General features: G+C 73.4%; 12 protein-coding genes. 2 read left to right on the top strand and 10 right to left on the bottom strand.

What is annotated here, in order from left to right; all coding sequences use genetic code 11:
• Positions 1–7 precede the first annotated feature (7 nt).
• The 4 genes from EAH89_RS20165 to EAH89_RS20150 form a co-directional block, all read right to left on the bottom strand.
• Positions 8–1,156 (bottom strand): Re/Si-specific NAD(P)(+) transhydrogenase subunit alpha, encoded by a 1,149-nt coding sequence (locus tag EAH89_RS20165; protein ID WP_194152352.1) that lies wholly within the window; start codon positions 1,154–1,156, stop codon positions 8–10.
• 118 nt (positions 1,157–1,274) lie between these two features.
• Positions 1,275–1,769 carry a GNAT family N-acetyltransferase gene (locus tag EAH89_RS20160; protein WP_140885510.1) on the bottom strand — a complete coding sequence of 165 codons (495 nt, stop codon included), beginning with the start codon at positions 1,767–1,769 and terminating at the stop codon, positions 1,275–1,277.
• 43 nt (positions 1,770–1,812) lie between these two features.
• Entirely contained in the window at positions 1,813–3,177 is a 1,365-nt protein-coding gene (locus EAH89_RS20155; protein WP_140885509.1) for an ABC1 kinase family protein, read from the bottom strand.
• Positions 3,170–5,044, bottom strand: a complete 1,875-nt coding sequence (locus EAH89_RS20150) for a M3 family oligoendopeptidase (RefSeq protein WP_140885508.1) — start codon at positions 5,042–5,044, stop codon at positions 3,170–3,172. Before EAH89_RS20150 ends, EAH89_RS20155 begins: the two co-directional genes overlap by 8 nt.
• Before the next feature lie 82 nt (positions 5,045–5,126).
• Between EAH89_RS20150 and EAH89_RS20145 the strand changes: the two genes are divergently transcribed.
• On the top strand, positions 5,127–6,884 hold the full coding sequence (locus tag EAH89_RS20145) for an AMP-dependent synthetase/ligase (protein WP_140885507.1): 1,758 nt from the start codon (positions 5,127–5,129) through the stop codon (positions 6,882–6,884).
• Between the two features lie 37 nt (positions 6,885–6,921).
• Here EAH89_RS20145 and EAH89_RS20140 read toward each other — a convergent pair whose 3' ends face one another.
• The 6 genes from EAH89_RS20140 to EAH89_RS20115 form a co-directional block, all read right to left on the bottom strand.
• Positions 6,922–7,233, bottom strand: coding sequence for a DUF2312 domain-containing protein (locus EAH89_RS20140; protein WP_043829248.1), 312 nt, complete (start codon positions 7,231–7,233; stop codon positions 6,922–6,924).
• A 203-nt stretch (positions 7,234–7,436) separates the two neighbouring features.
• The gene (locus EAH89_RS20135; protein ID WP_140885506.1) at positions 7,437–8,114 is read right to left on the bottom strand and encodes an EI24 domain-containing protein; all 678 of its coding nucleotides are present in this window, start codon (positions 8,112–8,114) and stop codon (positions 7,437–7,439) included.
• Between the two features lie 6 nt (positions 8,115–8,120).
• Entirely contained in the window at positions 8,121–8,426 is a 306-nt protein-coding gene (locus EAH89_RS20130; RefSeq protein WP_140885505.1) for a DUF1244 domain-containing protein, read from the bottom strand.
• Between the two features lie 50 nt (positions 8,427–8,476).
• Positions 8,477–8,905, bottom strand: coding sequence for a GFA family protein (locus EAH89_RS20125; protein WP_241667116.1), 429 nt, complete (start codon positions 8,903–8,905; stop codon positions 8,477–8,479).
• Positions 8,895–9,875, bottom strand: a complete 981-nt coding sequence (locus EAH89_RS20120; RefSeq protein ID WP_241667115.1) for a tripartite tricarboxylate transporter substrate-binding protein — start codon at positions 9,873–9,875, stop codon at positions 8,895–8,897. Before EAH89_RS20120 ends, EAH89_RS20125 begins: the two co-directional genes overlap by 11 nt.
• A 64-nt stretch (positions 9,876–9,939) precedes the next feature.
• On the bottom strand, positions 9,940–11,019 hold the full coding sequence (locus EAH89_RS20115) for a tartrate dehydrogenase (protein WP_140885504.1): 1,080 nt from the start codon (positions 11,017–11,019) through the stop codon (positions 9,940–9,942).
• A 145-nt stretch (positions 11,020–11,164) separates the two neighbouring features.
• Between EAH89_RS20115 and EAH89_RS20110 the strand changes: the two genes are divergently transcribed.
• Complete coding sequence (locus EAH89_RS20110) at positions 11,165–12,556, top strand: glycerate kinase type-2 family protein (RefSeq protein ID WP_140885503.1); 1,392 nt, start codon at positions 11,165–11,167, stop codon at positions 12,554–12,556.
• Positions 12,557–12,904: the final 348 nt, after the last annotated feature.

Raw genomic sequence — 12,904 nt, 5'->3', positions numbered from 1 at the left:
GTACTCCTCAGCCGGCCGCGAAGTTGGCGTGAACGACCTGCCCGCCCCGGGTCAGCATCACGCCGCGCACCAGGTCGTCCTCCGCCGGCAGCTTCGGCGCGGAGGCGTCCTTGTCCCAGAAGGTCGTGAGAAAGGTGAGCAGGTTGCGGGCGTAGAGGCTGCTCGCCGCGGCCGGGATGCGGGCGGGCCAGTTGCGGAAGCCCAGCACCTTCACACCGTTCCCCGTCACCACCATCTCGCCGGGCTTGGTCAGCGCGCAGTTGCCGCCGGCGTCGGAGGCGATGTCCACGATCACCGAGCCGGGCTTCATCGAGGCGACCATCGCCTCCGTCACCAGGATCGGCGCGCGGCGGCCCTGAACGAGGGCCGTGCAGACCACGATGTCCATCTTGCCGATGGCCGCCGCCACCACCTCGCCCTGCTTGGCCAGGAACTCCGCGCTCATCGGCTTGGCGTAGCCGCCCGCCGTCTGCGCCGCCCGGCTCTCCTCGTCCTCGTAGCCGACGAAGCTGGCGCCGAGCGACTTGATCTCCTCCTTGGCCGCCGGCCGCACGTCGGTCGCCGAGACCCGCCCGCCGAGCCGCCGCGCCGTCGCGATGGCCTGCAGCCCCGCGACCCCCGCGCCCATGACCATCACGTTCGCGGCCGGGATCGTGCCCGCCGCCGTCATCAGCATCGGGAAGCCGCGGTCAAACGCCCCCGCCGCCTCCACCACCGCCCGGTACCCCGCGAGGTTCGCCTGGGAGGAGAGCACGTCCATGCTCTGCGCCCGCGTGATCCGCGGCAGCATCTCCATCGCCGCGGCGTCCACCCCGGCCTCGGCGTAGCGCCCGGCCGCCTCCTTGTCCGCGCCCAGCGTGCCGATCAGCAGGGCCCCGCGCGGGATGAGCGAGAGCTCGTCCACCTCCCCCTCCCCGGCCGCCAGCGGCGCGCGCACCTTCAGCACGATCCCGGCGCCCGCCAGCGCGGCGGCCGCGTCCGGCGCCACCTCGGCACCCGCCTCGGCGTAGGCGGCGTCCGGAAAGCCCGCGGGCAACCCCGCCCCGGCCTCGACCGCGACGGTCAGCCCGAGCCCGATCAACTTCCTCACGGTCTCCGGCACCGCCGCCACGCGGGCCTCGTCCGCGCGTCGCTCCTTCAAAACGGCAAGCCGCATCATCAAATTCCCGTCGACGCTCTCGGTCGCAGGATCGCGGTGCGCCGCGAAACGCGCAAGCCCGCCCATGGTTCGTTGCCGTTGCCGGGCGATCGCCCTGCGGAACCCGGCGCCCGCCTCAGGCCCCGAGTGCGCGCCCGAGGAAGATCGTGCCCGCCACCGGCGTCTCGTAATAGGGCTCGATTTCCACGAAGCCCGCGCGCCGGTAGAGCGCGGCCGCCTCCGCCATGAAGGGCAGCGTGTCGAGCACGACCCGCGCGTAGCCCATCCGCCGCGCCTCGCCGAGCACCGCCTCCACCAGCGCGAGGCCGAGCCCCATCCCGCGCCCCGCCGGCACGACGTAGAGCCGCTTCATCTCGGCGGTCCCGGCCGGCCCGAGCGGCCGCAGCGCGACGCAGCCGAGCGGCGCCGCCCCCGGACCGCCCGCGCGCGCGAGCAGCATCTCACCCCCCGGCGGCGCGTAGCGCCCCGGCAGCCCCGCGAGCTCCTCCGCGAAGCCCTGGTAGGCGAGGTCGACGCCGAGCGACGCCCCATAGGCCGCGACCAGCGCCGCCGCGTCCCGCCGGTCCTCCGCGGACCGCACGGGCCGGAGGAGGAAGGACCCCGCGGTCACGCCGCGCGGCGGGGCGGCACGCCCGGCGGCGCCCCCTCCACCCTCAGCCCCCCTCGGGCGCCGTCACCGGCACCCGCGCCTCCGCCAGCGCCGCCGCCTGCCGCGCGGCGAGGTCCTCCTGGCGGTAGTCGTCCACGAGGCTGTGGAACATGTCGTGCCAGTTCATCTCGGCGCGCAGCCGCAGGAACACGCTGCCCAGGCCCACGGCCGCGCGGTCCATCAGCACGAACTCCCGCGGCACCCGCACGCCGCCGAGGCCTTTGAGGTCCTTGTGGATGCCCTCGGCCACCTTGCGCCCGTATTGCGGGTCGTTCGTCTCCTGCACGGTGCGGACGCGGTCCTCCAGCAGCGGCTCGTAGAGGAAGCGCGCCCAGCGCAGCAGCACCTCCATCACGTCCCGCCGCAGGTCGCGGAAGCCCCAGAGCTCGAAGGCATGGGCCGCCTTGTCGCGGTCGTCGTCGCGCACCGCCTCGTAGAGCATCAGCGTCCCCGAGATGAAGCGCGGCGGGAAGACGCGGATCGCCCCGAAGTCGAGGAGGTTGATCCCCCCCTCGTCCGGCCGCACCTGGTAGTTCCCCAGGTGCGGGTCGCCGTGGATCACGCCGTAGCGGTAGAGCGGCACGTACCAGGCGTTGAACAGGGCGGCCGCGTAGGCGTTCCGCTCCTCCAGCGACGGGTTCTCCTCCAACCGCGTGAGGATCGAGCGCCCGTCGAGCCAGCTCATCGTCAGCAGGCGCTTGGTCGTCAGCTCGCGCACCGGGGTCGGCACGCGCACGCCCGGCGTGTCCCGCAGCATGATGCCGTACATGGCCATCTGCGCGGCCTCGCGCTCGTAGTCGAGCTCCTCGCGCAGCCGGTCGCGCAGCTCGTCGTAGACGTCGTCGTGCTGGAGCGTGTTGTCCATGCGGGCGTAGAGCCCCATGGCCAGCTTCAGCTGGCGGAGATCGGCCTCCACCACGCTCGGCATGTCCGGGTACTGCAGCTTGCAGGCCACCCGCTGCCCGTCGGGCAGCGTCGCCCGGTGCACCTGGCCGAGCGAGGCCGCGGCGGCCGCCTCCCGCTCGAACTCCCGGAACTTCGTCTCCCAGGCCGGGCCCAGCTCCGTGCCCATGCGCCGGCGCACGAAGGCCCAGCCCATCGGCGGCGCGTTCGCCTGCAGTGACGCGAGCTGCTGCGCGTACTCCTCCGGCAGCGCGTTCGGCACGGTCGACAGGAACTGCGCCACCTTCATCAGCGGCCCCTTCAGCCCGCCGAGGATGGCCTTCAGGTCCTCCGCGTGCGCGGACTTGTCGGTCTTGATGCCGAGGAAGCGCTCCCCCGCCACGCGCGCCGCGATGCCGCCCACCGCCCCCGAGGTGCGGGCCATCCGGCGGATCTCGCCGAACAGCGTGTTCTCCCGCTCAGCCATCGGCGCGCTCAAGCTCGTCGATAAATCCGGAGATCACGTCGAGCCCCCGCTTCCAGAAGGCCGGCACCGAGGCGTCGAGCCCGAAGGGCGCCAGCAATTCCTGGTGCCTGAGCGTGCCCCCCGCCCGCAGCAGGTCGAGATACTTCCGCTGGAAGTCCGGCACCTGCCCGTCCTGGTAGACGCCGTAGAGCGCGTTCACGAGGCAGTCCCCGAAGGCGTAGGCGTAGACGTAGAAGGGCGTGTGCACGAAGTGCGGGATGTAGGACCAGTAAACCCCGTAATCCGGCGTGAAGTCGAAGGCCGGCCCGAGGCTCTCCACCTGCACGGACATCCAGATCTCGGCCAGCCGCTCGGAGGAAACCTCCCCCTTCCGCCGCTCGTCGTGCACCAGCGTCTCGAAGCGGTAGAAGGCGATCTGCCGCACCACCGTGTTCAGCATGTCCTCGACCTTCGACGCCAGCATCAGCCGCCGCCGCGCCGGGTCCGTCTCCGCGTCCAGCATCGCGCGGAAGGTCAGCATCTCCCCGAAGACGCTCGCCGTCTCGGCCAGCGTCAGCGGCGTGCCGGACATGAGGTAGCCCTGCTTCGCCGCCAGCCGCTGGTGCACGCCGTGGCCGAGCTCATGGGCCAGCGTCATCACGTCCCGCGACTTCCCGTGGTAGTTCAGCAGCAGGTAGGGATGCGCCGACGGCACCGTCGGGTGCGCGAAGGCCCCCGACGCCTTGCCGGGCCGCAGCGCCGCGTCGATCCAGGGCTTGTCGAAGAAGTCCCGCCCCATCTCCGCCAGCTCCGGGCTGAAGGCGGCGTAGGCGCCCAGCACCTGCTCGCGCGCGGCCGACCAGGGAATCGTCCGGTCGAGGTCCCCCGGCAGCGGCGCGTTGCGGTCCCAGTGCTTCATGCGCTCGAGGCCCAGCCACTTCGCCTTCATGGCGTAGTAGCGGTGCGACAGCCGCGGGAAGCTCTCCACCACGGCCGCGACCAGCGCGTCCACCACCTCGTCCTCGACCATGTTCGCGCGGTTGCGCGACGTGCCGGGCCGCGGGTAGTTCCGCCACCCGTCCACGATCTCCTTGTCCTTGGCGAGCGTGTTCGTGATGAGGGAGAAGAGGCGGATGTTGCCGCCGAAGGCCTTCGACACCCCCGCCGCCGCGGCTTCCCGCACCGAGCGGTCGGGGTCGGAGAGCAGGTTCAGCGCCGCCGACACCGTCAGCTCCTCGCTCCGCCCCGCCCGCTCCACCGGCACCCGCATATGCGCGATCGTCTCGTCGAAAAGCCGGTTCCAGGCGGAGCGCCCGGTCACCTCCTTCTCATGCAGCAGCTTCTCCGCCTCGTCGGAGAGCTGGTGCGGGCGGAAGACGCGGAGGTCGCGCAACCAGGGCCGCCAGCGCGCCAGCGCGCGCGACCCGGCCATCCGCCCCTCGAGGAAGGCGTCGTCCAGCCGATTCAGTTCCAGCGTGAAGAACAGCAGGTGGCTGCCGATGACCGTCACCCGCTCCTGCATCGTCTGGTAGAAGCGCCCGTTCCCCGCGTCCTGCGCGTCCCCGCTGAAGAGGAGCTGCGCGAAGGACATCACCCGCCCCAGCACCTCCTCGACCCGCTCGTATTCGCGCAGCGCCGCGTCCAGCGCATCCCCCGAGAGCGAGGCGAGCCGCCCCATATGGGCCGCCTCGAAGGCCCGGGCCGAGCGCTCCGCCGCCTCCAGGTCCGCCGCCAGGCGCGGGTCGTCGGGCGAGGCGTAGAGGTCCCGCAGGTCCCATTCCGGCAGCGACCCCGCGGCGGACGCGGATCCCAGCCGGGCCTCCGTGTCGCGCAGGAAGGGGTCGCGAGAGGGGGAATCGCCGGGAAAGGCGGGCGGGTGCGACGTCATGCGGAAGGGGCGCCTTGTGGAATCGGTGTGCTGTCCTCCGATATATGGCCCTCGCCGGGCGAGCCAAGGCCAGACCGCGGCGATGCCCGGGCCGAAACCCGGCGGGACACGGCACCAAAGGGGAGGAAAGACCATTCAGGACACGCCCGCCTGGACCAGCCTGCCCGGCATGATGCTGGGCATCGCCGCCCGCAAGCCGGACCACCCGATGATCCGCCACTGGTCCGGCGGCGGGTGGAAGAGGACGACTTGGCGCGACTTCGCCTTCGCGGTCGCGAGCCTGGCCGCGGGCCTGCGCGCCCGCGGCGTCTCCCCCGGGGACCGCGTCGCCCTCGTCAGCGACAGCCGCCCAGAATTCCTCATCGCCGACACCGCGCTGATGGCGATCGGCGCCGTGACGGTGCCGACCTACACCACCAACACCGTCGCCGACCACGCGCATATCCTGCGCGACAGCGGCGCCCGCGCCGCCATCGCCTCCACCGCCCGCCTCGCCGAGCGCCTGCGCGAGGCCGCCGGGCCCGAGGGCCTCGACCTCCTCGTCTGCCTGGAGGAGGCCCCCGGCACGACCTCCTGGGCCGCGATGACCGCCGACCCCGGCGACCTCGCCATGCTGGTCGCCGAGGTCGCGCAGATCCCCGAGGGGCGCCTCGCCTGCCTCATCTACACCTCCGGCACCGGCGGCAAGCCCAAGGGGGTGATGCTTCCCCACCGCGCGATGCTCGCCAACCGCGCGGGCGTGCTGCCCCTCATCCAGCAGCTCGGCCTCGAGTGGTCGGGCGCCTGCTACCTCTCCTTCCTGCCGCTCTCCCACGCCTACGAGCACACGGTCGGCGGCTCCCTCCTGCTCTCCTACGGGATCGAGATCGTCTTCTCCCGCGGCGCCGACCGCATCGCCGCCGAGTTCAGGGAGATCGAGCCCGCCCTCGTCACCGCGGTCCCCCGCCTCTTCGAGGTGCTGCGCGGCCGCATCCTGGCGGGGCTGGAGAAGGAGACGCCCTTCAAGCGCGGCCTCTTCGACCGCACGGTCGCCCTCGGCCTCCGCAAGATGGACGGCCCGCCGCTCAACCTCCTGGAGCGCCTGCAGGACGCCGTGCTGGACCGCCTCGTCCGCGCCAAGGTCCGCGCCCGCTTCGGGAGCAAGCTGGTCGCCATCGTCTCCGGCGGCGCGCGCCTCGACCCCGACCTCTCGGGCTTCTTCCTCGCCCTCGGCATCAACGTGCTGCAGGGCTACGGCCAGACCGAGGCCGGCCCCGTCATCGCGGTGAACCTCCCCTGGGACAACCGCCGCCGCACCGTCGGCCTGCCCGTCACGGGCGTCGAGGCCCGCATCGCCGCGGACGGCGAGCTTCTGATCCGCGGCGGCCTCGTCATGGACGGCTACTGGGGCGACCCCGAATCCACCGCCCGCACCCTCGCCGCGCCGCCCGGCGAGACCGAGCCCTGGCTCCACACCGGCGACGTCGGCGTCCTCGACGAGACCGGCCGCCTGACCATCACCGACCGCAAGAAGGACTTCATCAAGACGCTCGGCGGCGACATGGTCAGCCCCGCCCGCATCGAGGGCCTGCTGATGGCCGAGCCCGAGATCGCCCAGGCGGTGGTCGCCGGCGAGGGCCGCGCGGGCCTCGTCGCCCTCGTCGTCCCCGCCGAGGGCGCCTCCCCGGAGCGCGCCGTCCAGCGCATCAACGGCAAGCTCGCGGGCACCGAGCGCATCCGCAAGTGGAGGACGGTCGATCCCTTCACCGTCGAGAACGGCATGCTCACGCCGACGATGAAGGTGAAGCGCCGCCTCGTCCTCGACCGCCACGCGGCGGAGATCGAGCAGCTCTACTCCTGACGCGCGAGAGGCCGGGGCCAGGGCCCCGGCCACCCCCTCACATGCCGAGCGCGCGGCGGTAGAGGTCGAGCAGCGTCTCCTGCTCCTCCACCTCGGCCGGCTCCTGCTTCCGGATGCGGATGATCTGGCGGATCACCTTCACGTCGAAACCGGCGCTCTTGCCCTCCATGAAGATGTCCTTGATGTCGTCGGCGAGCGCCTTGCGCTCCTCCTCCAGCCGCTCCACCCGCTCGATGATGGAGCGCAGGCGGTCGGCCGCGATGCCGCCCACGTCGGGGTCGGGGTCCGCCTTCTGCCTCTCGCGGCTCGCGGCGGCCTCGTCGTCAATGTCGAAGGGTACGTCGGACATGGATCTCTCGATGCGTCTGGTCGGTCGGCGATAAGGGCGCGCGTCCGCGAAGCGGGGCCGCCGGCGCCGTCCCGCCGATCCCCCACCCCCGCTCCACCACTCCCCTGGCCCCCGGAGTGGAGCGGCGGGTCTTACCCCCTCCGCCCCGCCCGCCTCAATGCCCCCCGGCGCCGGGCGGGAACCCTTGGGGAACGGCGTGGCCCTCAGGCCACGGGCCCCTCCGCCCCGCGGTGCAGAAGGTGCGTCATCGCGGCCGTGCCGAGCACGGGCACGAGCAGGTTGGCGAAGGGCACGAGCGCCATCCCCGCCATCGCCGCGCCCACCACCAGCACCGGGAACTCCCGGCGCTTGCGCAGCGCCCGCGCCCCCGCCACCGACATCCGCCGCTGCGCCACCCCCTCGAACAGCCCGTGCCCGAGCGAGACCGCGGCCACCAGCCACAGCAGCAGCCCCCCGACGAAGGGCACCAGCAGCGCCACCGGCAGCAGCACGAGGTTCAGCGCCAGCACCTTCAGCGCCAGCGCCACGTTGAACACGCCCTGCGCCGCGAGCGAGGCCCCGCGCGCGGCCGGCAGCCCCGGGTAGTGCCGCCGCTCCACCGCCGCCGCCGTCTCGTCGAGGAACAGCCCCGCGATCGCCAGCGCGAAGGGCACGAAGAGCCAGAAGGCCGCGAAGAGGGCCGCGATCCCCCCCAGCAGCCCCGCCGCCGTCGCGACCCACCCCGTGCCGCCCGCCAGCGCCGCCACCGCCCAGTCCGCCAGCCCGATCAGGGCCCCGAGCGCCAGCACGGCGCCCAGCGCGCCCTTGATGAGCGGCCCGCGGAACCCCCGCTCGAAGACCTGGTCGAAGGGAAGCGTCAGGCTCGCGATCACCGCCGTCACGCGCGCTCAGTGCCCCGGGTTGGCCGCGGCGAAGGCGGCCTTCTGCTCGGCGGTCGCCTCCCGCTGGTGCCTCGCCTGCCACTCCTTGTAGGGCATGCCGTAGACGATCTCGCGCGCCTCCGGGTCGCTCAGCGCGACCCCCTGCCCCTCCGCCGCCTCGCGGTACCAGCGCGAGAGGCAGTTCCGGCAGAAGCCCGCGAGGTTCATCAGGTCGATGTTCTGCACGTCCGCGCGCTCGCGCAGGTGCCCCACCAGCCGGCGGAAGGCCGCGGCCTCCAGCTCCGTGCGGGTCTTGTCGTCGATCTCGGTCATGCCGGACCCTCCTCGTTCCCGCGCGAGATGGGGACGCGGAGGGGGCGCCGCTATCCCTCGCCGCGCGTCCCGGGAAAGCGCCGCAACCCGTCGCCCGGCACCACCCAGGGCAGCCGGTCCGCGAACCGCACGTGGTCCCAGGGCGGCACCCGCGCGGGGTCGTCCAGGCTCGCCGTCGTCACGTCGATCTCCCCGGGCGCGGTATCGGTGGCGTAGGTCAGCGCCGTCCCGCAATCCCCGCAGAACCCCCGCTCGACCCCGGGGCTGGAGGCGTAGAGCCGCATCCGCCCGGAGAGGACGCGGAACTCCGCCCGCGCCACGCTGAACCAGGCCACCACCGGCGCGCCCGCCACCCGCCGGCAATCCGCGCAGTGGCAGAAGGTCGCGTGGAAGGGCTCGCCCCGCGCCTCGTAGCGCAGGGCCCCGCAATGGCAGCCGCCCGCCAGCACCGGCGCCTCCGTCATCTTCTCAGTCGGCATAGACGTTCGCCGCCTGGATGATCGGCCGCCAGCGCGCCACCTCCGCGGCCAGGTGCCGGCGGTGATAGGCCGGCGTCGCCTGCTCCGGCGTCGCCACCTCCGTCACCAGCTCCGCGAAGCGCTGCTTCAGCCGGTCCTCCCGCAGCGCTGCCCGGATGGCGGCGGCCAGCCGCTCCTGCACCGCCTCCGGCGTGCCGGCCGGCGCGTAAATCCCGTGCCAGGTGCTCATCGCGATCGCGGGCTGCCCGGCCTCGGCCGTCGTCGGCAGGTCCAGCCCCTCCGCCCGCCGGTCGAGCGTGACCGCGTAGGACTTGATCCGGTTGTCCCGGATGAAGGGCGCCGTGTTCGTCGCCTGGTCGCAGAACACGTCGATCCGTCCCGCCATCATCTCCGTCAGCACCGGGGCCGAGCCGCGGAACACCACGGTGGTCACCGGCGTGCCCGCCGCGTGCTGGATGAGCATCCCGCAGAGCTGGTTCGCGCCCCCCAGCCCCGAATGCGCGAGGTTGAGCTTGTCCCCCTGCCGCTTCACCTCCGCCATGAAGCCCGCGAGGTCGTTCGCCGGGAAGTCCGGCCGGGCCACGATCGTCATCGCCGCGTCCGACACGACGCCGAGCGGCGCGAAGGAGGTCTCCACGTTGTAGGGCAGCGCGCGGTAGAGCGTCGCGCTCGTCGCGTGCCCGATGTGGTGCGACAGCAGCGTGTAGCCGTCCGGCCGGGCGGAGGCGACGCGCCCGGCGGCGATGGTGCCCCCCGCCCCCGTCACGTTCTCCACCACCACGGACTGCCCGAGGTCCTTGGCCATCCCCTCCGCCACGAGGCGCGAGATCACGTCGGTCGGCCCGCCCGCCGTGAAGGGCACGGTGACGGTGATGGGCCGGTTCGGGAAGGCGGGCGCCTGGGCCCGCACCGCCGGCGCGGCCAGCAGGGCGGGGGCCGCGAGAAGGGCGCGGCGGGGCAGCGTGGGCAAGGTCTCTCTCCCGGGTTTCTTGCCGCCCAATCTGGGCCGCCCGGCCGCCCGCGTCAGCCCTCCCTCACCCCGCCTTGTTCGCCCCCTCGATTGCCGCGATCACGGCCCGCGTCACCGCCTCCGTGTCCGCCGTGCCGCCGAGGTCCGCCGTGAAGACCCCGTCCGCGCAGACCCGCTCCACCGCCGCCATCAGCGCCCCCGCCGCCGCGGGCTCGCCGAGGTGCTCGAGCATCATCGCCCCCGTCCAGAAGGTCGCGACGGGGTTGGCGATCCCCTTGCCCATGATGTCGAAGGCCGAGCCGTGGATCGGCTCGAACATGGAGGGCGCCCGCTTCGAGGGATCGAGGTTGGCCGTGGGCGCGACGCCCAGCGACCCCGCCACCGCCCCCGCCAGGTCCGACAGGATGTCCGCGTGCAGGTTGGTCGCCACCACCGTGTCGATGCTGGCGGGCTTGCGCACCATCCGCGCGGCCATGGCGTCCACCAGCTCCTTCTCCACGGTCACGTCCGGGTAGGCCTTCGCCACCTCGGCCGCGATGTCGTCCCACATCACCATGCCGTGCCGCTGGGCGTTGGACTTGGTCACCACCGTCAGGAGCTTCCGCGGCCGGCCCCGCGCGATGTCGAAGGCGACCCGCATGATCCGCTCGACGCCCGCGCGCGTGAAGATGGAGGTCTCGGTCGCAACCTCCTCCGGATGCCCGCGATGGGCGCGCCCGCCATGCCCCGCGTACTCGCCTTCGGAGTTCTCCCGCACGATCACCCAGTCGATGTCGCCGGGCTCGACGCTCCGCAGCGGGCTCGTCAGGCCGGGCAGCACCCGCGTCGGGCGGATGTTCGCGTACTGGTCGAAGCCCTGGCAGATCTTCAGGCGCAGCCCCCAGAGCGTCACGCTGTCCGGCAGGTCCGGGTCGCCCACCGCGCCGAAATAGATGGCGTCGAAGCCGCGCAGCGTCTCCAGCCCGTCCTCGGGCATCATCGCGCCGGTCTCGCGGTAGTAGTCGCTGCCCCAGGGAAGCGTCTCCACCTCCAGCGCGAAGCCGCCGTCGCGGCGGGCCAGGGCCTCCAGCACGCGCAGCCCGGCGGGGATGACCTCCTTGCCGATGCCGTCGGCGGGGATGGCGGCGATCCGGTGGCGTCGCATGGTCCTGGCCCTTCCTCTCTTGCTCTCGCGGCGCCAGCGCATTCCACACCCCCGCCGCCGCGGCAAGCCCGCCCGCCCGGCGCGTCCCACGGGCTTGCCCGCGGCCCCCGCCCGGTGAAGATGCGCCCTCGCCAGGAGAGCCAGGATGACCGCGACCCCCGACGCCAGCGCCGCTCCCCCGGACGCCCCCCCGAACGCCCAACCGGACGCCCCCTGGGACGACGCCCGCGCCCGCGCCGCCCTCCGCCGCCTGCTCGACGCCGCCATCGCCAGCGCCGACCCGCGGCAGGTCCTCGCCGCCCACCTGCCCGAGCCGCCGGCGCTGGGCTCGGGCGGCCGGGTCGTCGTGGTCGGCGCCGGCAAGTCCGCGGCCGTCATGGCCGCGGCGGTCGAGGCCGCCTGGCCGCGCATCCCCCTCACCGGCCTCGTCATCACCCGCTACGGCCACGGCGTCCGCACCGCGCGCGGCGAGCACGACCGCATCGAGGTCGTCGAGGCCTCCCACCCGGTGCCCGACGCCGCCGGCGAGGCCGCCGCCGCCCGCATCCTCTCCCTCGTGCAGGGCCTCACCGAGCACGACCTCGTCCTCGCCCTCATCTCCGGCGGCGGCTCCGCCCTCATGCCGCTGGCCGCCCCCGGCCTGACGCTGGCGGACAAGCAGGCGGTCAACCGCGCGCTGCTGGCCTGCGGCGCCACCATCAACGAGATGAACGCCGTCCGCCGCCACCTCTCGGCGGTCAAGGGCGGGCGCCTCGCCGCCGCCGCCCACCCGGCCCGCGTCGTCACCCTCGCCATCTCCGACGTCCCCGGCGACGACCCCGCCGCCATCGCCTCCGGCCCCACCGTCCCCGACCCCAGCCGCTTCGAGGACGCCCGCGCCATCGTCGCCCGCTACGGCATCCCCCTGCCCGACCCCGTCCGCGCCCATCTCGACGCCGCCGCCGAGGAGACCCCCAAGCCCGGCGACCCCCGCCTGGCCCGCGCCGAGTACCGCCTCATCGCCACCCCCCTCATGGCCCTCCAGGCCGCGGCGAAGGAGGCGGAGGCGCTCGGCCTCGCGCCCCTCATCCTCGGCGACGCGCTGGAGGGCGAGGCGCGCGAGGCCGGCACCCTCCTCGCCGGCATCGCCCGCTCGGCCGCCGCCCACGGCCACCCCGTCCGCGCCCCCGCCGTCCTCCTCTCGGGCGGCGAGACCACCGTCACCCTCGGAGCCGCCCGCGGGGCTGGCGGCCGCAATGGCGAGTGCCTCCTCGGCCTCGCGGTCGCGCTCGCGGGCCATCCCGGCATCTGGTCCCTCATGGCCGACACGGACGGCATCGACGGCTCCGAGAGCAACGCCGGCGCCGTCGCGGCCCCCGACACCCTCGCCCGCGCCATCGCCTCCGGCATCGACCCGCGCGCGGCGCTCGCCGCCCATCGCAGCCACGACGTCTTCGCCGGCCTCGACGACCTCGTCACGACCGGTCCCACCCTGACCAACGTGAACGACTTCCGTGCCGTCCTGGTCGCGGGGCCGGCCACCGCTCCCGCGGTCTGACCCCGCCCCTCTGGCGCGCCCGCACCGCCGCGCGCGGCCGGCTGCCCCAGGTCAACCGCGCCGGCCGAGAAACGCGGCCCGCGCGGTCACGCCCGTTATCCGGACAAGCCGAAAACCGGGCGAGAGAAAACTCGCGAACATTATCGCCCTTCGAGAAGCAGCAGCCCGCCTCCCGGAATCATCCTCCCGGCCACCATCCAACCCACTCAACGAACGGCAAAAAATTATGAAAGATTGATCAGATCATCGCGCATCCGGAAATAACGCGACTGTTTCTGACATTCCCCCTTCTGTCAGTGAAATTAACACCTTAAAACTCGGTCGTTATTATCTTCTATGATTACAAGT

The sequence above is a fragment of the Muricoccus nepalensis genome, from assembly GCF_006438825.1.
GTDB classification, from domain to species: Bacteria; Pseudomonadota; Alphaproteobacteria; order Acetobacterales; family Acetobacteraceae; genus Roseomonas; species Roseomonas nepalensis.
This window is presented reverse-complemented; position numbering and strand designations above follow the sequence as displayed.